We start from the raw sequence: 24626 nt of genomic DNA on the forward strand, positions 1-24626 counted from the left end.
TGGTTGATCGCGCAGTTCCCCGCGCCCCTTTCGGGGCGCGTTTCACTCGCCCCTCTTTAAAAAATCACCAGGGCTCTCGCGCCCTTGCCTGCCAGCATGTTTTCGAAAGCTGTTGGGATGTCGTCCAGGGTGATGCGGTCCGTCACCAACGCCGTTAGGTCCAGGCGGCCCTCGCGTACGTGGGTGGCCAGGATCGGCAGGTCCTCCGCCGGGTTCGTGTTGCCGTAGACGCAGCCCGCCAGGGTGCGGCCCCAGTGGAAGATCTCCAGGGCGTTGAAGGTGACCTGTTGGTCCTTGCCGCCGATGCCGACGACCGTCGTGCGGCCGCCTCGGCGTGTCGATTCCCAGGCCGTGCGGATGGTGACCGCGCTGCCCACGCACTCCACCGCCACGTCGACGCCCTGCTTGCCGGTGAGGCCGCGGATCTCGCGGGCGGTGTCCGCGGAGGCGAGGACGTAGTCCGTGGCGCCCGCCGCGCGGGCCAGTTCCTCCTTCTCCGGGGAGACGTCGACCGCGACGATCCTCGACGCGCCCGCGATCCGGGCCGCCTGGAGGGTCGCCAGGCCCACCCCGCCGACGCCGAAGACGGCGACCGTCTCGCCCTCGCGGACGCGCGCCGCGTGGTGGACGGCGCCGTAGCCCGTGAGGACGGCGCAGCCGAGGAGGGCCGCGTCGGTGAGGGGGACGCCCTCCGGCAGGGGCAGGACGCAGGCGGCCGGGACGACGGTCTCCTCGGCGAACGCGGCCACGTTCAGGCCGGGGTGGAGGTCGACGCCCCGCGTGGTGCGGGCGTACACGTTCGCGGCGCCGTTCATGGCGTTGGCGCACAGCCAGACCTCGCCGAGCGAGCAGGCGTGGCACGCGCCGCAGGACGGGGCCCAGTTGAGGACCACCCCGTCGCCGGGCGCGACGTGGGTCACGCCCTCGCCGACGGCCACGACGGTGCCCGCGCCCTCGTGGCCCAGGACGGCCGGGACCGGCACGCGCATGGTGCCGTTGGTGAGGGACAGGTCGGAGTGGCAGACGCCGGCGGCGGCGAGGCGGACACGGACCTGTCCGGGGCCGGGGTCCGGGAGGTCGATCTCGGTGATCTCCAGCGGGGCACCGATGGCCGTCAGGACGGCGGCTCGTACGGTCATCAGGGTCGACTCTCCTAGAACTGCAGGGACTTGGTGTGGAGGTACTCGGCGAGGCCGTGGGTGCCGAGTTCGCGGCCGACGCCGGACTGCTTGTAGCCGCCGAAGGGGGCCAGCGGGTTGAAGCGGCCGCCGTTGATGTCGACCTGCCCGGTGTCCATGCGGCGGGCGAAGGCGACGGCCTCGGCCTCGTCGCCGGCCCAGACGGCTCCGGCGAGGCCGTAGACCGTGCCGTTGGCGATGCGCAGGGCGTCCTCCTCGTCGGCGTAGCGCAGGATCGACAGGACGGGGCCGAAGATCTCCTCCTGGGCGATCGTCATCTCCGGCGTCACCTCGGCGAAGACCGTCGGGCTGACGAAGTACCCCTTCTCGTACGGCGGTTCGGTGCCGCCCGTGACCAGGCGGGCGCCCTCGGCGATGCCCTGGTCGATGTAACCGCGCACCCGGTCGCGCTGCTTGGCGTTGACGAGGGGCCCGATGCGGTCGCCGTACTTCGCGGCGGCGGCCCGTGCCAGCTCGACCGCCTCCTCGTAGTGCGCGTCGTGCACCAGCATCCGCGTCCAGGCGCTGCACGTCTGGCCGGAGTTGGACATCACGTTGGCGACGCCGACGTTGACGGCGCGGGCGAGGTCGGCGCTCGGCAGGATGACGTTGGCGGACTTGCCGCCGAGTTCGAGGGCGACCTTCTTGATCGCCGCCCCCGCCGTCGCGGCGATGCTCCGGCCGACGGCCGTGGAGCCGGTGAAGGAGACCAGGTCGACGCCGGGGTGCCCGGCGAGGGCCTGTCCGGCGACCGGGCCGAGGCCGGTGACCAGGTTGAGGACGCCGGCGGGGACGCCCGCCTCATGGACCGCCTCGGCGAAGAGCTGGGCGACCAGCGGCGTGTCCTCGGCGGGCTTCAGGACGACCGTGCAGCCGGCCGCGAGCGCGGGGGCGACCTTGGCGACGATCTGGTGGAGGGGGTAGTTCCAGGGGGTGATCGCGGCGACCACGCCGATCGGCTCGTGCAGGACGGTCGAGTTGCCGACCCGCTCCTCGAAGACATGGGTCGCGGCCAGGTCGGCGTAGGAGCCCGCGACCGCGATCGGCACGCCGGCGTGGACCGCCCGGGAGAAGGCCAGGGGGGAGCCGAGTTCGGCGGTGACGGTCTCGGCGATCTCCTCCGCGCGGGCCGCGAGCACGTCCCGCAGGGCGGCCAGGCGGGCGGCGCGCTCGGCGGGCGGTGTGGCGGCCCAGGCCGGCAGGGCGGCGCGGGCCGCGCGGACGGCGGCGTCGACGTCCTCCGGGCCGGCCGCCGGGACCTGGGCGATCACCTGCTCGTCGACCGGGTTGACGACGTCGATCACCTCCCGGCTCACGGCCGGGCGCCAGGCGCCGTCGAGGTAGATGCCGTCGTGTGCCTTCATCGGGTTCCTTCCGGGCGGTCCTCGTCGTCCGGGGCCCAAACTATCGGCGTTAGTTTTGCGGCACCAGAGCGGACCGGTGGCGACGGGCCGCGGGCCCGCCCGGGCGGACGGTTCACTCGTCCAGGTCCGGCAGGCGGGCCGGGGTCGGGCAGATGCGGTCGCCGTAGTGGTCGAAGACCAGCAGGTGGGCGAGGTCCACCAGGAGGGGGACCTGCATGCCGTGGCGCAGGTCGAAGTCCGGGGTGGTGCGCACGACCAGATCGCCGGGGAGGCGGCCCTCCGGGGGCGCCACGGGCTGCTCCTGCGGCTCGTCCAGCACCACGACCGGCCCTGCCCGCAGGCTTCCGGCGCGTTCCCGGAGCCGGTCGAGGACCGAGCCCTCCGGGCGCCGGCGCCGGCGGCGGGGCGCGTCGGGAGCCGGGCGCGGGGCCTCCAGTTCGGGTACGACGGCCGGGCGGGACCCGGTGTTGAAGTGCGCGAGCACCTCGTGGCCCTGGAACTCCACGTGCTCCACCAGACCGGTGATCAGGGTCTCGCCGGGCCGGGCGGTGGCCGGGTCGGCGACGCGGACGGCCTCCGAGCGCAGTCCGACGATCACCTCGCGGCCCTGCTGCACGCGCAGCAGCCGGTGGTCCGTGGAGAGCGGCTCGGGCAGCCGCAGCGCCTGCTTGCCGAGGCTGATGGTCATCGCGCCGTCGAGGGGGGCGCGGACCGTCCCGCGCAGCAGATTGATGCGGGGGGTGCCGACGAAGGCGGCGACGAAGAGGTTGCGGGGCAGGGCGTAGACCGAGCGCGGGGTGTCGATCTGCTGGAGCACTCCGCCGCGCAGCACGGCCACCCGGTCGCCGAGGGACATGGCCTCGGCCTGGTCGTGGGTGACGTAGACCGTGGTGACGCCCAACGCGCGGGTCAGGGTGGATATTTCGGCCCTGAGATGGCTGCGGAGCTTGGCGTCCAGGTTGGACAGCGGCTCGTCCATCAGGAACGCTGAGGGGCGGCGGGCGATGGCCCGGCCCATGGCGACGCGCTGGCGTTCGCCGCCGGAGAGCTGGGCCGGGAAGCGGTGCAGGAGTTCCTCGATGCCGAGCATGCGGGCGGTGGCGTCGACGCGGTCGCGCGGGTCGGTGCCGGGGGCCTCGATGCGCAGCGGGAAGCCGATGTTGTCGCGGCTCGTCATGTTCGGGTAGAGGGCGAAGTTCTGGAACACCATCGCGATGTTCCGCTCGGCGGGCATCAGATGGCCCGACGGGGCGCCGTCGAGGAGCAGTTCGCCCTCGGTGATCTCCTCCAGGCCGGCGATCATGCGCAGCACGGTGGACTTGCCGCAGCCGGAGGGGCCGAGCAGTACGAGGAACTCGCCCGGTGCGATGTCCAGCGTGAGCCGGTCCACCACGCGCACGCCCTTGGCGTACACCTTGCTCACGTCGTGCAGGGAGATGGCGCGTGTCATGAGAGTCGTCCCTCGGGCTCACTCGCGGGTCGTACGTGGCCTGTGCGAGTCACGGAAGCTAACGGACTGTGCGCGCCCGGGAAAGGGACGGAGCGGGAATCGGGCGGCCGGTCCGACAGGTGAGAAAGCGGACGGATCGATTCAGTGCGAGTGGGGCGGTCGTACGGCGGTGAGGTGGGCGTAGACGACGATGTTGCCGGAGTAGCCCTTGCGGCGGTCGTAGGAGCCGCCGCAGGTGATGAGCCGCAGCTCGGGGCGGCCCCGGTCGCCGTAGACCTTCCGGCTGGGGAAGTGCGCCTTCTCGTACTCCTTCACGGCGTCGACCGTGTAGACGGCGGTGCGTCCGTCCGCGCGGCGGACCTCGACCGTGTGCCCGGGCTTCATCTCGCTCAGGGGGGCGAAGACGGCGGGCCCGTGATCGGTGTCGAGATGCCCGACGGCCACGGCGGTCCCGGCACCCCCGGGCGCCGGGCCCCCCTCGTACCAGCCGGCCAGATTCGGATCGTCGTCGGGCGGCGCGGGCAACCGCCGGTCCGCACCGAGCCGAAGCCCGGTGACGGGGGCGTCGATCCCGAGATAGGGGACGGTCAGGCGGACGGCGCGGGAGGGGGGCAGCGGAAGGGGGCCGGGGGGACGGCGGGGGGTGGGGCGGCCCCGGGCGGGGCCGGGGGCCGTCGTGCGGGCCCGGGCGGTGGGGGCGGGGCGGTCCGGGGCTCCCGACGGGGGTGTCGGCCGGGTCGCCCGGGCGGTTGCCGGTGGGCTGGGCCGCGTGGGGTCAGCGCCGCCCGATGCTTCTGGCGGGGGTGTCGGTCGGGCCACCGCGCCCGCCAGTGCGAGGCCCGTGCCCAGGCCGGCTCGGTTCGGGGTGTTCTGGGTCGGGGCCGTGCCGTCGGGGTGCGTGGCCGCTTGGGCCGGGGGCGCGGTGTTCGGGGGCGTGGTGTGGGCCCGGGAGCCCGGGGAAGCGGTGATCGTCGCTTCCCCGGGGTCCTCGGCGTGGGACCACCAGGCGCCGGTCGCCGCCAGGGAGACGGCCAGGACCGCCGTCCGGGCGAGGCGGTAGGCGCGGGTCCGGTGCCACGGCCTGCGGGTGGGTCTACGCGGCGCCATGCGAGCGGCGGCGGAGCCGGAACCAGACCGCCCCCGCGACCGCGGCGAGACCGACGGCGGCGGCACCGGCGACCGGCGAGAACGCCTCCTCCTTGGCGAGGCCGCCACCACCGGCGGGCGGACCGCCGTTGGGGCCGCCGCCGGGGCCGCCGGGGGCACAGTCGATCCAGAACACCTTGTGCTTACCCGCCCCATGACCGTTCGTCGACAGCCAGGTGAGCCGATAGTGGCCGTCGGGCAGGCCCTTGATCTCGTCGGTCTTGCCGTTGCCCATGGCGTCCATGACCTCGGAGCCGGTGCGGGGGGTGCCGCCAGTGGACGGGGGCTGGGTCTCGATCTTCCAGTTGACCGTCTCCCCCGGGTCGAAGTTGAAGGCGTCGAGGTAGAAACGGCAGACGTGCGGGTTGTTGTCCGGCTCGGCCTCCGGCTTGCCCCACACGTGGATCTTGACGTCGCCGTTGTCGCCCGGGGCCGCGGTGGCCGAGGGCGCGGCGGTCAGGACGCTTCCCACGGCGACGAGGGCCGCGAGCGGGGCCGCCGCGCGGCGCGGCAGGGACATGGTGGACATGCACACTCCTCCGAGTCAGACGATTTTCATACAAATCGTTTGTCTTCTGACTCTTTGTCATATGTGCCCGGCGAATCGCAGGAGCAGCGCCCTACGACCCGTCAGCTGTCCCTCTTCCGGCCCACCACCCTCTTCATCCGCGGGGCGTTCGGCGCCGGCCCGGACGCACCGGCCGGCCGCTCCGGCGACCGCAGCGCCACCCCCGACGACAGCAGCAGCAACCCGGCGAGCATCACGAAGGGCGCGGCCACCCCCGCGACCCCGGCCGTCGGGCGCCGCCTGGACGACCGTCGTCATCGACAGCGGCTGACCGACGCCGAGGCAGAAGCCGAGGACCGCGAGCATCAGGGCCAGCACCCACACCGGCACCGGCAGCGCGATGCCGGCACAGAGCGCGGCCGCCGCCAGACAGGTCGCGGTGAGCAGGGCGCTCCGGCCGAGCAGCCGCAGCAGCGGGGTGAGGACGAGACGGCAGGCGACGGAGGCCGCCGCCCGCAGGCTGAGCAGCAGCCCGATCACCGACGGGGCGATGTCCCGGTGCTCGCCGACGACCGGAAGGTAGGCGGTGAGGATGTCGGTCGCCGACAGCACCGACATGCTGACGAGGATGCCCGCCGGGACGCCCCGGGCGCGCAGGATGCGGCTCACCGGGACGCGATCACCCGGTGGCGTGCGGGACGTGGCCGTCGTAGGGCGTTCGACGCGCCACAGGGACGTGAGGGCGACGGCGCCGCCCGCGCCCGCGGTCAGCAGGGCGAGGGCGCTGCTCGCGGCGTGGTCGGAACCGTCGATCAGGGCGCCGGCCGCGATCGGGCCGGCCAGCTGGCCGAGGGAGGCGCCGATGGTGAAGTGCCCGAAGTCGCGGTCCTGTTCGTGCGGCGCGGACCGGCGGGCGACGAGGGACTGGGCGCCGATGACGAAGCAGAGGTGGCCGAGGCCCATCACCCCGCTCCAGACGGCCATCGCCACCAGGGAGTTCGCGAGGCCGCTCAGCGCGCAGCCGCCGGAGATGAGGACGACACCGACGGGCAGCAGGGGCGCGCACCGGCCGTGGTCGGTACGACGGCCCAGCGGGACCGCGGCGAACAGCGGCAGCAGCGCGTACACACCGGCGATGACACCGACCGCCCGCTCGTCGGCGCCCAGCGCGAGCGCCCGGTAGGAGACGGCGGGCCGGGCCATCGACACCGCCCCCTGCGCGAAGGCGAAGGCTATGACGAGCCATGAATTCCCCTCCAGGGCCGATCAGATGATGCCGAACAGGATGCCCGCGCCGAGCACCACCAGGGAGGTGAGCGCGGCCCACTTCACGACGAACCGGGTGTGGTCGCCGAACTCGACCTTGGCCATGCCCACCAGGACGTACACGGCAGGGACGAGCGGGCTGGACATGTGCAGCGGCTGGCCGACGAGCGATGCGCGGGCGATCTCCAGCGAGGAGACGCCGTGGGCCTGGCCGGCCTCGGCGAGCACCGGCAGGACACCGAAGTAGAAGCCGTCGTTCGACATGAAGTACGTCAGCGGGATGCTGAGGACACCGGTGACGAAGGCCATGTGCGGGCCCATGCCGTCGGGGATGTTGTCCACCAGCCAGCGGGCCATGTGGTCGACCATGCCGGTGCCCTTGAGCACTCCGGTGAAGACGGCGGCGGCGAAGACCATGCCGGAGACGTTGAGGACGTTCTCGGCGTGCGCGGCGAGGCGGGCCCTCTGGTCCGGGATGTGCGGGAAGTTGACGGTCAGGGCCAGGGCCGCGCCGAGCAGGAAGAGCACCGGGATCGGCAGCCACTCCATGATCATGGCGGTGAGCAGGGCGACCGTGAGCAGCGCGTTGAACCAGTAGAGCTTGGGGCGCAGGGTGGCGCGGTGCGGGTCGAGACCCTGGAGGTCGTCGGCCTCCTCGAAGGGGACATCGGCGTCCGTGCCCGAGCCGGAGCCGCCGGTGGCCTTGCCGCTGCTGCTGCCGCCCTTGCCCTCGCTGCCGCCGGCCGCCGCGCCCACCAGCACCGTCTCGGTCTCCTCCACGAGCACCTCGTCCAGCGTGAGCACGCCGAGCCGCTTGCGCTCGCGGCGGCCGAGGACGTAGGAGAGCGCGAAGACGAACAGCAGGCCCATCGCCAGGGCCGGGATCATCGGCACGAAGATGTCGCCGGCGTCGAGCTTCAGCGCGGTCGCGGCGCGGGCGGTCGGGCCGCCCCACGGCAGGGTGTTCATCACGCCGTTGGCCATGGCGGCGACACCGGTCATCACGACCAGGCTCATCTTCAGGCGCTTGTACAGCGGGTACATCGCCGAGACGGTGATCATGAAGGTGGTCGAGCCGTCGCCGTCGAGGGAGACGATCGCGGCGAGGACCGCGGTGCCGACGACGATGCGCAGCGGGTCGGCCTTGCAGAACTTGAGAATGCCCCGAACGATCGGGTCGAAGAGACCGACGTCGATCATCACACCGAAGTAGACGATCGCGAACATGAGCATCGCCGCGGTGGGGGCGAGGCCGGTGACGCCGTCGATGACGTAGTCGCCGAGCTCGGCGCCCTTGCCCACGACGACACAGAAGAGTGCCGGTATGAGCACGAGCGCCGCGATCGGCGACATCTTCTTCAGCATGATCAGGACCAGGAAGGTCGCGATCATGGCGAAGCCGAGGATGGTCAGCATGTGTGGATACCTAACGTTCGCCCTTGAACATCCCACCTGGGGGTCGGCGGTGCGTTGACGTTAGGTCGCGCCATCCGGGGTTAACAAGACGTTGACGTGCGAGCAATAAGCGCAAAACTCCAGGTCACAGAGTTGCGCTGACCTCGACGGGCACTCCGTTGAGCACCGCGTTGCCCGACAGGGGGTCCAGCAGGCTGCCGTCGAGGAGCTGGTTGACGTTGACGCCGGGGTCGAGGGCGGCGTGGCTCAGCCGGGTGCCGGGCCGGTCGTGTCCCCAGCCGTGCGGCAGGCTCACCACGCCCGGCCGGATGCCGTCGGTGATCTCCGCGGGGGCGGTCACCTCTCCCCCAGCGCCCTTGACGCGTACGGCGGCCCCGTCGCGCACGCCGAGCCGCTCGGCGTCCTCGGGGTGGATGTGCAGGGTGCAGCGGTTGGTGCCGCCGGTGAGGGCGGGGACGTTGTGCATCCAGCTGTTGTTGGAGCGCAGATGACGGCGGCCGACGAGGACGAGTCCGTCGGTGCTCTCGCTCAGGGCGCGCGCGAGCCTGGGCAGGTCGTCCGCGATCGGCTGCGGCAGGAGTTCGACCTTGCCGCTGCGGGTCTTCAGCGGCTGCGGCAGCCGGGGGCGCAGGGGGCCGAGGTCGATGCCGTGCGGGTGGGCGAGCAGTTCGGCGAGGCTCAGCCCGTCGGGCCGTGCGCCGAAGCCGTCGCCGTAGGGGCCGAGCCGCAGCATCATGTCCAGTCGGCGCTCGGCGCCGGTGTCGCCCGTCAGCCGGGCGGCGAGTTCCTTCGGGTCCCGGCCGTGCACGGGCGAGTGCTCGTCGCGGACGGCCTTGCCGAGGGTCTGGTCGATGACCATCGCGTCGACGGCCGACGGGTCGGCGCCGTGCATGCCGGTCACGGCCAGGGTGAGCCGGGCGAGGATCTCCGACTCGGCCATCCGGCCGGGCTCCAGTGGGACGGCCGGGCGGGAGTAGCGCACCTGGTTGCGCACGGCGAGGGTGTTGAAGGCGAAGTCGTGGTGCGGGCTCTGCGAGGGCGGGGGCGGGGGCAGGACGACGTCGGCGTGGCGCGAGGTCTCGTTGAGATACGGGTCGACGCTGACCATGAAGTCGAGGGAGTCCAGGGCCTTGTCGAGGCGGTCGCCGTCGGGCGCGGACAGCACGGGGTTGGCGGCGACGGCGATCAGCGCCCGGATCGGCTCGTCGTCCTCCGTCGCGGTGTCGATCTCCTCGGCGAGCACGGACAGCGGCAACTCGCCCTTGGCCTCGGGGTGTTGCCCGACCCGGGACCGCCAGCGGCCGAGCTGGAAGCCGCGTCCCGGTCCGGCGGGACGCGGTGCCTTGTCGGTGGCGGCCTGCGGGAAGAGGGCGCCGCCGGGCCGGTCGAGGTTGCCGGTGAGGATGGTGAGGACGTCCACCAGCCAGCTGGCGAGGGTGCCGTGCGGGACGGTGCAGCTGCCGATGCGGCCGTAGACGGCGGCGGTGGGGGCGGCGGCCAGTTCGCGGGCGAGGGTGCGGATGAGGGGCGCCTCGACGTCACAGGCGGCGGCCACCGCCTCCGGGGTGAAGTCCCGTACGGCGTCGCGGAGTTCGTCGAGTCCCTGGAGGTGCGGCGTCAACGCGCCGGTGTCCACGAGGTCTTCCTCGAAGAGGGTGTGGGCCATCGCGGCGAGCAGCAGGGCGTCACCGCCGGGCCGGATCGCGATGTGCCGGTCGGCGAGCTTCGCGGTGCGGGTGCGGCGCGGGTCGATCACCGTGAGGGTGCCGCCGCGGGCCTTGAGGGCCTTGAGCTTGCCGGGGAAGTCGGGCGCGGTGCACAGACTGCCGTTGGACTCCAGGGGGTTGGCGCCGATGAGGAGCAGATGGTCGGTGTGGTCCAGGTCGGGCACGGGGATGGCGTTGGCGTCGCCGTAGAGCAGGCCGCTGGAGACGTGCTTGGGCATCTGGTCGACGGTGGAGGCGGTGAACAGGCTGCGGCTGCCGAGGCCGGCGATCAGGACCGGCGGATAGAGGGCGCCGGCCACGGTGTGCACGTTGGGGTTGCCGAGGACCAGGCCGACCGCGTGCGGTCCGTACCGTTCGACGACGGGACGGATGCCGGCGGCCACCGCGTCGAAGGCCTCCTCCCAGGTCGCCTCGCGCAGTTCGCCGTCGCGGCGGACGAGGGGGGCGCGGAGCCGGTCCGGGTCCCCGTCGACGGCGCCGAAGGAGGCGCCCTTGGGGCAGATGAACCCCTTGCTGAACACGTCCTCACGGTCACCGCGGGCGCCGGTGACGGCCGTCCCCTCGATGGTCAGCGTCAGCCCGCAGGTGGCCTCGCACAGGGGGCAGATTCGCAGGGCGGTGCGGGACACGGGTCCTCCCGGTGGGGCGTCGGCGGTGGCGCTCGTACGTGGGGTGAGCATACCGACCGGTATGGATGAGGGGGAGGGGGGCGGCGGGGTCAGTAGAGCCGGTCGAAGAGGATCGGGCCGTTGCCGGTGCCGACGATCAGCTCGCCGTGGGGGGTGGTGGCGAGGGCGGTGCAGGGGGAGGGCAGGTCGAGGCGGCGGAGGGTCTCCCCGGTGCGGACGTGGACGACGGCGAGCAGCGACCCGTCGCTCACGACGTAGTGCTCGCGGCCGGGCAGGAGGACGCAGCGCTCCGCCAGGAACGACCGCCCGTGCGGCGTGACGGGCAGTTCGGGGACCGAGTGCCAGTAGCGGACGCCCCGGAACCGGAACTGCCGGACGGGCCGCGGCCGTTCGCCCCGCTGCGGGAAGCGGGCCCGCAGCTCCTGCCACGGCAGGATCGTGGCACCGACATCGCTGACCAGCAGCAGGTCCTCGCCGTCGGACCCGGGCAGGGCGAAGGCGCCGATGAGCCAGGGTTCGGACAGCCGCACCATCGCCCACCGCCGGGTCGTCGTGTCGAGCACGCCCAGCACCGTCGGTTCGAGCGGCAGCAGGACCAGCAGCCTGCCCGCGCAGCGCACCGCCCGCAGGCCATCGGCGTTGCGATTCTCCTTCCCCATGGGGGCACACAGCTGTTCGGTCAGCGGGCCCCGGTCGACGTCATGGACGAGGAGCCGGTCGCGGAGCGGGGAATGACCGGACCAGTCGACCGTGAGCGACAGCAGGGACTCCGACCCGCTGCCGTCGGGCACCACCCCCGGCAGGGCGTCGCCGCGTTCGTGGGTCAGCGGCAGGAAGACGGGCCGGCCCGTCGAGGCGAGCGGACCGTCGGCGCCGAGCTCCCAGGACTGCAGCAGCCGGTCGTCGGTGCGGGCGTAGAGCCGCGGCCGGGAACCCGACACGACGCCCAGCCAGAGCACCTCGGACTCCCCGACCGGCCGCAAGCGCCGCAGCAGCGTGCCGTCGGCCGCCGCCCGGACCTGGACGGAACCGTCGCCGCTCCCCACCACGACGGCCGGTTCTCCGGCTCGCGGGCCGACGGGCAGCGGCGTGGCAGCGGTGACGGGCCGCACGCCGTCCAGCGCCTCCACGACCCGGCGGCCCTCCGGCCCCTCCCGCACCCACCAGATGTGCCCGTGGTCGTCACCGCACAGCAACCCGCCCTCGGTCAGGTGCAGCGTGGCGACGGAGCACGGCATCCGCCGCTCCCAGCCGTCGTCGTACGCGATCAGCCGGCCGTCGATCCCGCCGCTGACCAGGCCGGTGGGGGTGTGGGCGAGCGCCCGCACGGCGCCCTGGTGCCTGACGCGGGCCGGGCCGAGGGGACGGCAGGCCGGCAGCGACCACTCGCGCACGGACCCGTCGAGCCCGCCCACGGCCAGCCGCCCGGAGCCGTCGGGGGCGAGGGCCAGCGCGGTGGTCCACACGTCCTCGTCGGGGTCGGGGCCGTAGCTGTACATCCGTCCGGCGCCCACGTCCCAGCAGACGATCCGGCCCGACCCCGTGCCGACCACCAGCACGTCGCGGCCCCGCACCCGGCCGGTGGTCAGCGTGGTGATCGTGTCGGGGACGGCGAACTCCTGTTCCGCGACCGGCAGTCCGGCGTGCAGGACGAGGATCCGCACGCGCCCCGCGTTCTCGCCGGTGGCGGCGTAGTCCCGGCCGTCGGCGGTCCGCCCGACGGCGGCGCAGGTCATCAGCGGGTACGACCAGACGGGCGGTCCGGGCACCGGGATGTGGACGCTGCGCCGCCACCGTTCGTGCGACCGCACCAGGTCCCAGCAGCGGATCTCCTGGTCCTGCCCGACGCTGACCAGGGCCGGCGCGCCGCCCGGGCCGCGGATCTCCCCCACGGCGAGGACCCGGCTGTCGTGGGCGGTGACGTGCGTGGAGTCCGCCGCGTGCGGGGTGGGCCACAGCCGTACGATGCCGTCCGAGCCGCCGACGCAGACCGTGCCGCCGACCCGGCACAGCGCGGTCGCCGCGTGCGGCAGCACCTGGCCGCCCACGCGGTCACCGGTGACCAGGTCGTAGAGCTGGAGGCCGCGCGTGTCGCCCTGGACGGAGACACAGGCCGTGGGGCCCAGGTCGAAGGCCTCCAGCCGAACGGACGGGCCCCGGTCCACCCGCCGGGGCAGGCCCAGCGGACGGCCGGTGTCGAGGTCGACGCGGTGCAGCCGGCCGTCCCGGGTCACCACGGCCACGATCCACTGCCGTCCGACGCGGTGCACGGCCAGCGAGGCGATCGGGGCGGGATCCGTCAGCAGGATTCTGACGGGGGCGCCCGTGGTGAGGGACGACAGCCGTACGGTGTTGTCCGCGCCCGCGGTCAGCAGCAGCCGGCCCTGGGGGTGGCCGGGTACCAGGTCGACGAGTTCGACGGCGCCGTCGTGGCCGGTGACGACCTCCGCCACCGTGCCGGACTCGAGTGAGAAGTGCTCCGCCCTGCCGTCGTCGCGCCCCAGCAGGAGCGCCCCAGGGGCCAGTCCACGGGGTGCCGCACACGCCGTGATCCGCTTGCCGGTCTCCGCCGGGGACAGGGCCAACAGGCGCCTGGATCGCCGCCAGCCCGCCCGTTCCTCCCAGAGCTCCAGCTCCCATTTCAGGCGGGACTTCCTCTCCCGCCGGGCCGGGGGCGGGTAGGCAAGGTCGGACTCCAACTGGTGGACGAGAAGATGGCCGCTCCCCATCCGCAGCGCCACCGCCGAGGGCCCTCCCCCGGGGGCGAGCACCACGACTTGCTCCGGGCTCTCCGGGAAGTCCCAATCCGCCATGCCGTCCACGCCCGGGAAGCGCGACAACACCCATGTCCTGCGCCGGTTTCCCTCCCACAGGTGCAGCACGCGAATGCCCCGGGTGATCCGCAGGCCGTCCTTGTCCAGCGCGAGTTCCCGCATGATGTCCAGCCCGGCTGCGCCCTCCACAAGTTGGGGCACGGTGGTCAGCGTCGACGACATCCAGCGGCTCTCGCTCTGACTCGCACGCGTCACGCCGCCGTCGTCGAGGTCGATCCACACCGGATTCCGCCGCGCGAGATCCAGGAACCGCGCCCCGCCCCGGCCGGGCACCACCACCCCGGTCCCCACCCCCACACTCATCCCGTCGTACCGCCGCTCCCCCTGCTCCGGGTTCCAGGCCGCCCACCGCGCCCGCCACGGCAGCCGTACGTCCCCCTCGTCGCACGAGTCGGCCAGCGCCCCCGCCCTCCAGCACACCGCCGCCAGTCGCAGCCGGGCCCGCGCCTGCGGATCCGGCCCCCCGCCCGCGCGGCGGCGCAACTCCTCCTCCAGGTCCCGCACCGCCTGCCCGGCCCGCCGGCCCTCCCGGGTCCGCAGGCGCGGCAGCGCCGCCAGCAGCCGCGCCGGCTCCGCGCTCAGCACGAACCCCGCGTCCTGCACCAGCCCGTCGAGCACCCCGCCCTCCCCCGCGTGCAGCGCCAAGTACCGGCGGACATAAGGGTGTTCGACATCCCGCAGGGCCTCCGTGATCGTCCGTTGGACGGCCTCCGCGTCCCGTCCCTCCCGCAGGTACTCGATGAGCGCCCGGTGGTACACCCGGTACACCGAACCGCCCGCCTCCACGCTCTCCACGACGTACGACCCGGCCGCCTGCCGCAGCCACACGACGTCCTCGTCGCCATGCTCCCGGCCGGTGAGCGCCGAGGCGAGGCGCGGCCAGACGCCCGCCCAGGGCAGTCCCGCGCCCTGGGCGTAGGCGAGCGGCAGGAGGAGGTCGCGGGCGCGGGCGGCTAGGGGGCCGAGGCGCTGGACGAGGTCGCGTTCCATCGCCTCGCCGGGCAGGCGCGGGAGTTCGTCGCGCCACCGCTGGTCGTACGGGTCCGGCAAAGACGCCTGCCGGGCCAGAGTGCGGGCGGTGATACGGGCGACCAGGAAGGAGCGGCCGGCGGCGTCCGCGACGGCCTCGGCGATCGCGTCGAGGAGGTGGGGTTCGGCGCGGCGCAGGGTCGATCCGGAGGCGCACAGCAGCTTGCGAGTGTACGCGCGGACGGCGTCGGGGTCGCCGTACCGGTCGGAGTCCAGGTCGACGCGCGGGGCGTCGGCGGGGAGCCGGGCGGCGATGTGCGGGCGGGCGCCGACCAGCAGGCGCAGCGGGAGCCCGCGTTCGGGGTCGGTGAGCGGGGCGAGGAGTTCGTCGACGGCCTCCTGCGGTGCGAGGGCCTCGTCCAGGGAGTCGAGGAGGACGACGAGGGGTCTGCTCCTGGTCTGGAGGTGGGCGGAGAGCGCGCCGAGGGAGCCGGCGGCGCAGCCGGCCGCGCCGGACAGGGCGTCGAGCAGTTGCCGGGTGGAGAGATGGCTGGCGTTGACGCGGACGTCGACGTCCCCGGGGCGGGGCAGCACGGGGGGCAGCGCCTCGCGGGGGACGGCGTCGGCGCGCTCGGGGTCGGTCAGCACCGCGACCATGCCGAGCAGCGAGGACTTGCCGGAGCCCGGGTCGCCGGTGACCACGCAGAGCCGTTCGTCGGTGCGGCGCGGGTCGAGCCAGGTGGTGACGTCGCCGAGGGCGGCATGGCGGCCGGTGAAGTCCCAGACCTCCTCGGTGGGGACGTCGGTGCCGCGGGCCCGGGGCAGGAAGAAGCCGCGCATGTCCTGGTCGCGGGCGTCGCGCTCGCGGGCGCCGAGGGCCACGATCCGGTCGATCTCCTCCAGCTTCAGGCCGGCGGAGTCGGGGATGTGCCGGGGGTTGGGCAGGAAGGCGGGGATGTCGCCGGTGGCGTGGGCGAGGGACCAGACGGGGCGCTGGGCGGGCGGCACCTCCGGGTCAGCGCTGATGGCCGCCATGACCTGTTCGAGGCCGATGTGGGCGGGCGCGTTCCCGACGGTGGCGTGCCGGCGCACGGCCCGGTCGAAGGCGGCCGACAGGACGCCGGTGAGAGCGAACTCCTTGCGGCGGGACGCGGCGACCAGCACCAGGCCGGTGTTGCCGTGCTCGGTCACCGGCGGCCGGAAGCGGCGGGCGTCCAGGGCGCCCCGCAGGGCCTTGTCGGCGCCCTCCTCCGCGTAGCAGGCGTCGATCAGCACGAGCAGCCGCTCGATGGCGGTGCCCTGCCAGAGCCCGCCGACGAGGTCCTCCGTGGGCAGCGCGGTGTCGTACAGGTCGTCGCCCCGGCTGTTGTGCAGCAGGAGGTGGTGGAGGCCGGTGTCGGGGTCGATGACGCCGTGGGCGGCGACGTAGAGGACCACGTGGTCGTCGGGGCGGCGGTCGGGGGCGGTGGCGAAGCGGCGCAGGGCGGTCCGCAGCCGCTCCCGGGTGGGGTTGATGCCGATGTCGGCGCCCCGCGTGTAGCCGAGCTCGCCGAGGAACAGTGCCTCGATCCGGCGCAGGTCGTCGGCGAGTTCGGCGCGTTCGGCGTCAGGGTGGGCCGCCACGTCGGTGACGGCGGCCGCGATCAGATAGCGGCGCGCCGGGCCGGTTTCCGGGCCGTCCGGCACCGCGGGCTCAGCCGGGTAGGGGGCCGTGTCCATCGGTCACCGCCCGGCCCGCCTCGGCCGTGTCGAGGTAGCGCGTCGCCTCGTGGGCCCGTGCCCCGTTGTGGACCACATGGCAGCGGACGCGGTCGCCGAAGAGCGGGCGCAGGTCCTTCACCAGGGCGACGACGTCTCCGTCGTCGGCGAGGTTGGTCCACTGCTCGACGCCGCCCGGCCAGTCGCCCGGCTTGCCGCCCTCTCCGGCGCGGAGCCGGTCGAAGATCAGGTTGCGGATGCCCAGGGGCGAGCCCGCGGTCAGCAGGGCGCGCACGGGCCACTCCGGGTGGGCGCACAGGGCCTCGTAGGCGACGACGCTGCCCAGCGAGTGCGCGACGACCACCCGGGTCCGCTCGTCCACCGCGTGCGCGACCCGTGCCTGGACGGCGTCGCGCACGGCGGGGTCGCACAGGTAGGCGCGGACCTGCTTGAGGTCGAGGACGAGGGCGCGCAGGGCGAGGCCCGCGAAGAACCGGGAGCGGCTGAGGGCGTCGAGGGCGCGCTGAACCCTGTTCGGGGTGCGGGCGAGGGTGCGGGCGTCCGGCGGCACCACCGCGGGGTCCGTGCGGGCCGCCTCCTCCCACAGGGCGAGGAGCAGTTCCGTCTCGAAGCCCTCCTCGACGTCGGACGCGTCCAGGGGCGGGTCGCCGAAGGCGAGGGTGCGGCCGGGTGGGCGGAACAGGTCGCCGTAGAAGACGCAGCGCACGTCGTCCGGGGCGAGGGTGAGCGGGGAGTCCGCGCGGCGCAGGCCGTCGGCGAGCGCGGCGTGCCAGGCGGAGGCCAACTGGTGCTCCCCCGCGTGCTGTTGACCGACACCGTGGATACAGACCACCCGCGTCATGGCGTCCCCCTGTGGCCGGGCCGAGGTCGGATCACCTTAGCAACGGGGGTGTCGACGGGGTCAGTCCATGCGCTGGAGTCACTCCGGGAGCCGGCCTCAGTCCAACAGCCGGGTCAGATAGGCCCGCAGTAGCACCCGCATCTCCTCGATGATCTTCTCGTCGCCCTGGGGGTCGATCCGGAAGGCCAGGTGGACGAGGGTGTCGGCGGTCTCCACGGCGACGAGGAAGGCGCGGCGCAGATCGTCGTCGGGGTCGCGGTCGAGGTAGCCGGCGAGCAGGTCGGTGAGGCGGTCGGCGACGCGGGTGTTGGGTTCGGCGTGGCGGGCGCCGACCGGTATCTGGTTGCCGAAGTCGACGAGGGAGAAGCCGGGCGCGGTGCGTTTCATCGCCAGGTACTCGTCGAGCACGGCGTCCATGACGGTCCGCCAGTCGCCCGGCCGCACGTCCTTCAGGCGCTCGGTGACCCGCTCCGACCAGCGCTCCAGATTGCGCTGGGCGAGGGCGTCGGCCATCTGCCGTTTGTTGCCGAAGAAGCGGTAGACCGAGCCGATGGGGACGCCGGCGCGCTGGGCGACGGCGCGGGTGCTCAGGTCGTCGTAGCCGACCTCGTCGAGGAGGTCGGCGCAGGCGTCGAGGATCCTGGTCAGCCGTTCGGCGCTGCGCCGCTGCACGGGCGCGCGACGGAGGGTGGTCGCATGGGGCACGGCCTTCATGATGCCTTTCCGCCGGGATCCGGTGAAGCTCGCCCTTCTGTACGAGGAAGGGTGCCCGGTGCACTCAACGCGGAGGGCACGGCGGTGGGCGAGGCCGAGGCGGACGGCGAGACGGTGACCGTGGGCGGGGCGGCCGACGGCGGGACCGTGACCGCGGCCGACGCCGGAGCCGAGGGCCGGGCCGTGCTCGTGGGCGGGGCCGTGCCGGAGGGCGACGCCTGTTCCGCCGACGCGGTGATGTCCGCCGTGCTCTCCACCGGCTTGCCGTCGGCCGCCCACACCGTGCCGTCGTCGGCGTAGAGGCGGGCGGTGACGTGGTGGGTGCCGTGCGGGAGGTAGCCGGCCGGGATGCGGTACGCGGGGGTGCGCAGGTCGGCCACGGGCCGGTCGTCGACGAAGAGCCGCGCGATGCCGCGTCCGGCGACCGCCCGCTGGGGGGTGCCCTGCGGTGAGAGGCGGAAGCGGCGCAGGGTGAGCCGCGTGTCCCAGCTGCCGTCGGCGTCCGGGGTGACCACGATGCCGACCTCGGGGGCCGCCTTCTTGTCCACCTCGCGGTAGTGCCGGCCCTGCGCGTCGGTGTCGTCGAGGAGCTTGCCCACCGGCACGGTCGACTCCCCGTTCTTCCGTTCCTGGGCATCACCGCTGGGGCCGCAGCTCGCGGATCCGGTCAGCAGCAGGACACAGACCGCGAGCGCGACTGGGCGTCCGCGCTTCCACGACATGCCCGGGAGCGTAGAACACCGGTCCGACCGGCGGATCCCCCTGGGGTCTGGTTCCGGGAGCGGGTGATCGTCCTCCGAGAGGAGGAGGCCCGGACGTCTTGCGCCCGCGGCAACCGCAATCCTACGGTGTCCTATAGGAATCAGTCGGGGACGGACGCGAGGGAGCGACGATGAGCGATGGGGGCACCGCCCGCACGAGCGTGTTCGAGCGTGGGGACGCGCGCAAGACCGCCGAGGGGCTGACGTACCTTCGCGGGTTCGGCAACGAGCACAGCTCGGAGGCGGTGCCGGGCGCCCTGCCCGACGGCCGCAACTCCCCCCAGCGGGCCCCGCTGGGCCTGTACGCGGAGCAGCTCAGCGGCACGGCGTTCACCGAGCCGAGGGCGCACAACCGCCGCTCGTGGCTGTACCGCGTCCGCCCGTCGGCCGCGCATCCGGCGTTCACCCGGATCGACAACGGCGCGATCCGCACCGCGCCCTTCGCGGAGACGGTCCCCGACCCCAACCGCCTGCGCTGGAACCCGTTGCCCGAGCCGCCCGCCGGGACGGACTTCCTGGCCGGCCTGTGGACCCTCGGCGGCAACGGGGACGCCACCCAGCGGGCGGGCATGGCCGTGCACCTGTATCACGCCACCGCGTCCATGGACCGCGTCTTCAGCGACGCGGACGGCGAGCTGCTGATCGTCCCCGAGCGGGGCGGCCTGCTGCTGCGCACGGAGTTCGGTCTGCTGGCCGTGGAGCCGGGCGAGATGGCGCTGATCCCGCGCGGGGTCCGCTTCCGCGCCGACCTCCTCGACACTGCGTCCGATGGCGGGCAGAGCCCGACCGCCCGCGGCTATGTCTGCGAGAACTACGGCGCCCCCTTCCGCCTCCCCGACCTCGGCCCGATCGGCGCGAACGGCCTGGCCAACGCCCGCGACTTCCGGGTGCCCGTCGCCGCGTACGAGGACGTCGAGGGCCCGGTGGAGGTCGTCAACAAGTTCTGCGGCAACCTCTGGGGCGCCACCTACGACCACTCGCCGCTGGACGTGGTCGCCTGGCACGGCAACCACGTGCCGTACGTGTACGACCTGCGCCGTTTCAACGTCATCGGGACGATCTCGTACGACCATCCCGACCCGTCGATCTTCACGGTGCTGACGGCGCCGTCGGACACCCCGGGCCTGGCGGGCGTGGACTTCGTGGTGTTCGCGCCGCGCTGGCTGGTGGGCGAGGACACCTTCCGGCCGCCGTACTTCCACCGGAACGTGATGAGCGAGTACATGGGCCTGATCGAGGGCGCCTACGACGCCAAGGCCGAGGGCTTCGTGCCGGGCGGCGGCTCGCTGCACAACATGATGTCGGCGCACGGACCCGACCGGGAGACCTTCGACCGGGCGAGCGCCGCCGAGCTGAAGCCGCACAAGGTCGACGACGGGCTGGCGTTCATGTTCGAGACGCGCTGGCCGGTCACCCTCACCCCGCAGGCGGCGGGCGCCGACCACCTCCAGCGCCGCTACGACGACGTGTGGCAGGGTCTGGAGCGCCACTACCGCCCCTTGCACTAGAAGATCCCCTCCCGGTACGGATGGCCCGTGACCTCCTTCGCCCCGGACTCCATCGTCCTCAACCGCAAGCTGCCGCTCTGGTACCAGGTGTCGCAGTCGTTGCGCGCCTCGATACTCGGCCGCTCGCCGCGTGATCCGCTGCGGCTGCCGACCGAGGAGCAGCTGGCGGGCCACTACGGCGTGAGCGTGCTGACCATGCGGCAGGCGCTGAAGGAGCTGGAGGACGAGGGGCTGATCACGCGCCATCGCCGGCGCGGCACGTTCATCGAGCCGGACGCCCGCCGGGGCGCCCCGGTGCGGCTGCTCGGCTCGGTGGACGCGATCGTGGCCCAGCAGTCGGGTATGGCGACCGAGCTGCTGGACCACGGCCCCGTGCCGGTGCCGCCGGAGGCCGCCGAGTACTTCCCGGACGTCGACGAGGTGGCGACGTACCACCGGCTGCGCCGCGACGAGAAGACGGGCGAGCCGACGAACCACGCCCGCAACTGGGTCCGCCCCGAACTGGCCGCCCGCTTCCACCCCGACGACCTGATCCGCCACCCCATGACCAAGGTCCTGCGGGACGTCGTGGGCGCGGCCATCAGCCGCATCACGGACACGGTGGAGGCGCGCCTCGCGGACCCGGAGACCGCCCGGCTGCTCGACGTGCCGCTGCTCAGCCCGATCCTGCACTACACGGGCGTGACCTACGACGCTCAGGGACGGGTGCTGGATGTCGCCGTCATCTCCTACCGCGGCGACCGTTTCTCGTTCACCGTGACCCTGGACGCGTCGTCCTGAGCCCGCGGGCCGGCTCTCGGGGCGCGGTCACGAACCGGCGTCGTACGATGCCCCGCGTGACGCCCTACGACGACGCTCCGCCTCTCGCGGACCTCATGCCGTGGTCCGTCGCACCGGTCCGGCTCGGGCGGGCCTGGCCGGTAGCTCCCGACGCGGCTTGTCTGAAGGCCCGTTGGGACGCCCTGGTGAAGGCCGACGGGCGGGACCGCGAGGCCCTGTTCGCCCCGACCCGCGCCCGCACCCTGCACTCGGCGGTCGCCCAGCTGCCGGGCCACGCCACGGGCACGGACCGGCTCCTGCGCGCCTCGGGCCCCTGCCCGGAACCCGTCAGGGTGCTGTACGGGCCCTTCGACGAGCAGTGGCTGATCCCCGATCACCGGCTCATCGACGCGGCCCGCCCGGAGGTGTGGCGGGTGGCGGACGAGCGGCAGGTGTTCCTCGTCGAGACACCGGACGGGCCGGTCGCCACCGCACTGCTGCCCCTGCTGCGCCCCGGACGCGTCCGCCCGCTGTACCGGCGCCCGGGCGGCAGGGAGCCGAATCTGACGCCGGGCCTGCTGGACCATCTGTCCGGCCGCCTCGGTCGGGCGCCCACGCCGCCGGACGTACTGGCCTGGATCCTCGCGACGGCCGGCCCCGACCTCACCGTCCCGCTCACCGGGGACGCCGAACTCTGGGCGCGCGGCGTCGCGTTGGGCCACCGGCTGCTGTGGCTGATGCGCCGTGACGGCGACCGGCCCAAGCTGCCCGGCGGCCGCCGCCCGTACGTCCGGGCCCCGCTCCCGGCCCGCCCGCTGACCCTGCGCTACGACCGCGACGAGGAGACCCTCCATCTGGACGAGGGCCGGGTCTCCCCGGTGCCGCCGGAGGCGTGGGACTTCGAGGCGGACGGGGTGCGGGTGCTGGAGCGGTGGTTCGCGGTGCGGACGGCGGAGCCCGAGCCGGGCACGCTGGCCGCGATCCGCCCGGCGACCTGGCCGCAGACCTGGACCTCGGAACTCCTCGAACTGATCACGGTGTTGGCGCTCCTGGCCGAACTGCGCCCGAAGCGCGAGGAGTTGAAGGTGACCTCACCGATCACGGCGGCGGAGCTGCGCGAGGCGGGCGTGCTGCCGGTCCCGGAGCCGGCCCGCAGGCCGGCCTCGGTCCTGGACCATCACGAGGAGGGCCCGGAGGGCCAGTTCGCGCTCATCTGACGTCCCGGTCCCGGGGCGCGAAGCCGTCGAGCACCCTCTCCAGCGCCATCTCGAACACGGCCTCCAGATCGATCGGCCCCGGATCCTCCGCGAAGGCGGCGGCCATGCGCGGATACGCCCCACCGGCGATCTGGCTGCCCAGATAGGCCATCCGCACGGCGTTCTCCTCCTCCACGGACCAGGGCAGCGCCCGCGCCCGTTCGGCGGTGGCCAGCTCAGTGGCGACGTAGGTCGTCACCACGCCGTTGAGCATGCCGAGGAGCTGCATCTTCATGCCGTACGTCATGTCCAGCGGGTCCATGCACGCCAGGCAGTGCTCCAGGTAGCGCAGGGCGTTGGGGCTGAAGCCGTAGACGGGGGACATCAGCCTGGGCAGCCAGGGGTGCCGGTGCATCAGCTCCCGTGTCTGCCGGCCGACCCGCAGCAGGTCCGCCCGCCAGTCCCCGCTGGGCTCCCACAGCTCGTGCTCTCCGCTGACGGCGTCCACCATCAGCTCGTAGAGGTCCTCCTTGCGGGGGACGTAGTTGTACAGCGACATCGTGCCGCAGCCCAGTTCGCCGGCCACGTGCCGCATGGAGACCGCGTCCAGCCCCTCGGCGTCGGCGATCCGCACGGCCGCCGCCGCGATGTCGGAGCGTGTGAACGCGGGCCTGGGCCCACGGCCGGTCCGCTCGGGCCGGGCCCAGATCACTTCGGGTACGGCCGCACGGCCCGCCATGGTCATCACCTCGGCCACCATCGTAGTTACGTACAGCGTACGTAGTGCGCTATGGTCGGCGCATGACTACTACGTACGGTGTACTTAGTGAGGGCCTGCAGAAGGGCTTCGGCGCGGTCGCCGCCCTGCGCGGGCTCGACCTGGCCGTCCCGGCGGGCACGGTCTGCGGCCTCCTCGGCCCGAACGGGGCGGGCAAGACCACGGCGGTGCGCGTCCTGACCACGCTGCTGCGCCCGGACGCCGGCTCGGCGCGGATCGCGGGGCACGATCTCGTACGGGAGGCGGCGGCCGTACGGCGCCTGATCGCCGTCACCGGCCAGTACGCGACGGTCGACGGCGACCTCACCGGCCGGCAGAACCTGCGCCTGTTCGCCCGGCTGCACCGGGTGCGCGACCCCGGCGGACGGGCGGGCGAACTGCTGGAGCGCTTCGGGCTCACCGAGGCCGCCGACCGGCCCGCGTCGACGTACTCGGGCGGGACGCGCCGTCGGCTCGACCTCGCCGCGAGCCTGATCCGGCGGCCCGAGGTGCTGTTCCTCGACGAGCCGACGACCGGCCTGGACCCGGCCTCCCGCAACGACATCTGGGACGCCGTGCGGGAACTCAAGGGCGACGGCACCACGGTCGTCCTCACCACCCAGTACCTGGAGGAGGCCGACCGACTCGCCGACGAGATCGCCCTGATGGACCGCGGGCGCCTCGCGCACACCGGCTCGCCCCGGCAGCTCAAGGCGATCGTCGGCTCCTACGCCGACGTGGTGGTCGCGAACGCGGAGGTGCTGCCGAGGGCGGCCGCCGTCCTCGACCGGCTCACCGGCGCCCGGCCCTCGCTCGACCCCGAGCGGCACGCCGCCGGCGCGCTGGTCCGGGACACCACCCTCACGCTCCCCCGCCTGGTCCGCGAACTCGACGCGGCGGGCGTCCCCCTGCTGGACGCGAGCATCCGGCCACCCTCCCTGGACGAGGTCTTCCTACGGCTCACCCAGGGCGACGCGAGGGACGAGGTGGCGGCATGAGCGGCCTGGCCCACGACGGCACCGCGATGCTGGGGCGCCAGCTGCTGCGGGTGCGCAACAACCCGGCGCTGGCGATCCTCACCCAGACCATGCCGATCACCATGCTGCTGTTCTTCGGCTACGTCTTCGGCAGCGCGCTGGCGATGCCCGGCGCCGCGTACCGCTCCTTCCTGGTGTCCGGCCTGCTGGTGGCGACCGCGGCCAACGGGATCATGACGGGCATGTTCCAGGCGGCCCAGGACGTCCACCGGGGCGTGACGGACCGGCTGCGCACCCTGCCGGTGAGCCGGGCGGCGGTGCCGCTCGGGCAGACCGCGGCCGATCTGCTGGTGACGGCGGCCGGGACGGTGCCGTTCCTGCTGGTGGGCCTCGCGGTGGGCTGGCGGGTCGAGGGGTCGGCGCCCGCCGCGGTGGGAGCGGTGGCGCTGCTGTTGCTGTTCCGCTTCGCCTGCGCCTGGATCGGCGTCTTCCTCGGTCTGCTCACCCGCAGCGAGGAGGCGGCCGGTCAGCTGGGCAGCGCCACCTTCATGCTGCCGCTGCTGTCGAACGCCTACATCCCGACCGACAACCTGCCCGGCTGGCTGCGCACGCTCGCCGAGTGGAATCCGATCAGCGCGGTGACGACGGCGCTGCGCGACCTCTTCGGCAACGCGCCCGTACCGGACGGCGCCGCCTGGCCGGTGGCCCATCCGATCGCCGGGTCGCTCGCGTGGTGCGCGGTCCTGCTCACGGTGTTCGTGCCCCTGGCCGTACGGCGCTACGCGCGCTGACGCGCGTCACGGGGGCAGCCGGAAGGGAGAAGCGGGCCCCGATCACCTTGCCGGGCGGTGGGGAGGCACGCCGGGGTGATGCGCCCGCGCTCGGGAAGCACACCGGAGCACTGCTG

General features: G+C 73.7%; 17 protein-coding genes and 1 pseudogene. 5 read left to right on the plus strand and 13 right to left on the minus strand.

All coding sequences use genetic code 11. The features are described 5' to 3' along the window. Positions 1 to 56 precede the first annotated feature (56 nt). The 12 genes and pseudogenes from ACZ5NW_RS26945 to ACZ5NW_RS27000 all read right to left on the minus strand — a co-directional run bounded on the left by ACZ5NW_RS26945 (position 57) and on the right by ACZ5NW_RS27000 (position 18483). Positions 57 to 1139 carry a Zn-dependent alcohol dehydrogenase gene (locus tag ACZ5NW_RS26945; protein ID WP_468746502.1) on the minus strand — a complete coding sequence of 361 codons (1083 nt, stop codon included), beginning with the start codon at positions 1137 to 1139 and terminating at the stop codon, positions 57 to 59. Between the two features lie 14 nt (positions 1140 to 1153). Further along, a complete protein-coding gene (locus ACZ5NW_RS26950; protein WP_468746503.1) occupies positions 1154 to 2542 on the minus strand; it encodes an aldehyde dehydrogenase family protein in 1389 nt (462 codons plus the stop codon). Positions 2543 to 2654: 112 nt separating this feature from the next. Continuing rightward, the gene (locus tag ACZ5NW_RS26955) at positions 2655 to 3992 is read right to left on the minus strand and encodes an ABC transporter ATP-binding protein (RefSeq protein WP_468746504.1); all 1338 of its coding nucleotides are present in this window, start codon (positions 3990 to 3992) and stop codon (positions 2655 to 2657) included. Positions 3993 to 4133: 141 nt separating this feature from the next. Continuing rightward, on the minus strand, positions 4134 to 5099 hold the full coding sequence (locus ACZ5NW_RS26960; RefSeq protein WP_468746505.1) for a class F sortase: 966 nt from the start codon (positions 5097 to 5099) through the stop codon (positions 4134 to 4136). Beyond that, on the minus strand, positions 5086 to 5667 hold the full coding sequence (locus ACZ5NW_RS26965; protein WP_468746506.1) for a hypothetical protein: 582 nt from the start codon (positions 5665 to 5667) through the stop codon (positions 5086 to 5088). Before ACZ5NW_RS26965 ends, ACZ5NW_RS26960 begins: the two co-directional genes overlap by 14 nt. A gap of 101 nt (positions 5668 to 5768) precedes the next feature. Further along, positions 5769 to 6906, minus strand: a pseudogene (locus tag ACZ5NW_RS26970) (MFS transporter). A 6-nt stretch (positions 6907 to 6912) separates the two neighbouring features. Next, complete coding sequence (locus ACZ5NW_RS26975) at positions 6913 to 8328, minus strand: CitMHS family transporter (RefSeq protein ID WP_468746507.1); 1416 nt, start codon at positions 8326 to 8328, stop codon at positions 6913 to 6915. Between the two features lie 124 nt (positions 8329 to 8452). After that, positions 8453 to 10684: a molybdopterin oxidoreductase family protein gene (locus ACZ5NW_RS26980; RefSeq protein ID WP_468746508.1), complete on the minus strand. Its 2232-nt coding sequence runs from the start codon at positions 10682 to 10684 to the stop codon at positions 8453 to 8455. 89 nt (positions 10685 to 10773) lie between these two features. Then, positions 10774 to 16206, minus strand: coding sequence for a caspase family protein (locus tag ACZ5NW_RS26985; RefSeq protein WP_468746509.1), 5433 nt, complete (start codon positions 16204 to 16206; stop codon positions 10774 to 10776). Beyond that, positions 16181 to 17047, minus strand: coding sequence for a hypothetical protein (locus ACZ5NW_RS26990; RefSeq protein ID WP_468746510.1), 867 nt, complete (start codon positions 17045 to 17047; stop codon positions 16181 to 16183). Before ACZ5NW_RS26990 ends, ACZ5NW_RS26985 begins: the two co-directional genes overlap by 26 nt. Positions 17048 to 17143: 96 nt before the next feature. Continuing rightward, the gene (locus tag ACZ5NW_RS26995; protein WP_468746511.1) at positions 17144 to 17761 is read right to left on the minus strand and encodes a TetR/AcrR family transcriptional regulator; all 618 of its coding nucleotides are present in this window, start codon (positions 17759 to 17761) and stop codon (positions 17144 to 17146) included. Continuing rightward, positions 17758 to 18483 carry a nuclear transport factor 2 family protein gene (locus tag ACZ5NW_RS27000; protein ID WP_468746512.1) on the minus strand — a complete coding sequence of 242 codons (726 nt, stop codon included), beginning with the start codon at positions 18481 to 18483 and terminating at the stop codon, positions 17758 to 17760. Before ACZ5NW_RS27000 ends, ACZ5NW_RS26995 begins: the two co-directional genes overlap by 4 nt. 170 nt (positions 18484 to 18653) lie before the next feature. On the opposite strand from ACZ5NW_RS27000, the gene hmgA reads away from it, so the two are divergent. Genes hmgA through ACZ5NW_RS27015 form a run of 3 tightly spaced genes read left to right on the plus strand, consistent with a single transcriptional unit; the run spans position 18654 to position 22006 of the window. Then, positions 18654 to 20030, plus strand: a complete 1377-nt coding sequence (gene hmgA / locus ACZ5NW_RS27005; protein ID WP_468746513.1) for a homogentisate 1,2-dioxygenase — start codon at positions 18654 to 18656, stop codon at positions 20028 to 20030. Positions 20031 to 20057: 27 nt separating this feature from the next. Then, positions 20058 to 20810: a GntR family transcriptional regulator gene (locus ACZ5NW_RS27010; RefSeq protein WP_468746514.1), complete on the plus strand. Its 753-nt coding sequence runs from the start codon at positions 20058 to 20060 to the stop codon at positions 20808 to 20810. Positions 20811 to 20857: 47 nt separating this feature from the next. Continuing rightward, positions 20858 to 22006: a type ISP restriction/modification enzyme gene (locus ACZ5NW_RS27015; RefSeq protein ID WP_468746515.1), complete on the plus strand. Its 1149-nt coding sequence runs from the start codon at positions 20858 to 20860 to the stop codon at positions 22004 to 22006. Here the strand turns inward: ACZ5NW_RS27015 and ACZ5NW_RS27020 are convergent. Further along, positions 21999 to 22724, minus strand: a complete 726-nt coding sequence (locus tag ACZ5NW_RS27020) for a TetR/AcrR family transcriptional regulator C-terminal domain-containing protein (protein WP_468746604.1) — start codon at positions 22722 to 22724, stop codon at positions 21999 to 22001. The two genes, ACZ5NW_RS27015 and ACZ5NW_RS27020, sit on opposite strands and share 8 nt — an antisense overlap. Positions 22725 to 22786: 62 nt before the next feature. Between ACZ5NW_RS27020 and ACZ5NW_RS27025 the strand changes: the two genes are divergently transcribed. Both ACZ5NW_RS27025 and ACZ5NW_RS27030 read left to right on the plus strand, forming a co-directional pair. After that, entirely contained in the window at positions 22787 to 23740 is a 954-nt protein-coding gene (locus ACZ5NW_RS27025) for an ATP-binding cassette domain-containing protein (RefSeq protein ID WP_468746516.1), read from the plus strand. Beyond that, on the plus strand, positions 23737 to 24510 hold the full coding sequence (locus ACZ5NW_RS27030) for an ABC transporter permease (protein ID WP_468746517.1): 774 nt from the start codon (positions 23737 to 23739) through the stop codon (positions 24508 to 24510). Before ACZ5NW_RS27025 ends, ACZ5NW_RS27030 begins: the two co-directional genes overlap by 4 nt. The last annotated feature ends 116 nt before the right edge of the window (positions 24511 to 24626 follow it).

The organism is Streptomyces sp. NPDC032126 (assembly GCF_055580085.1).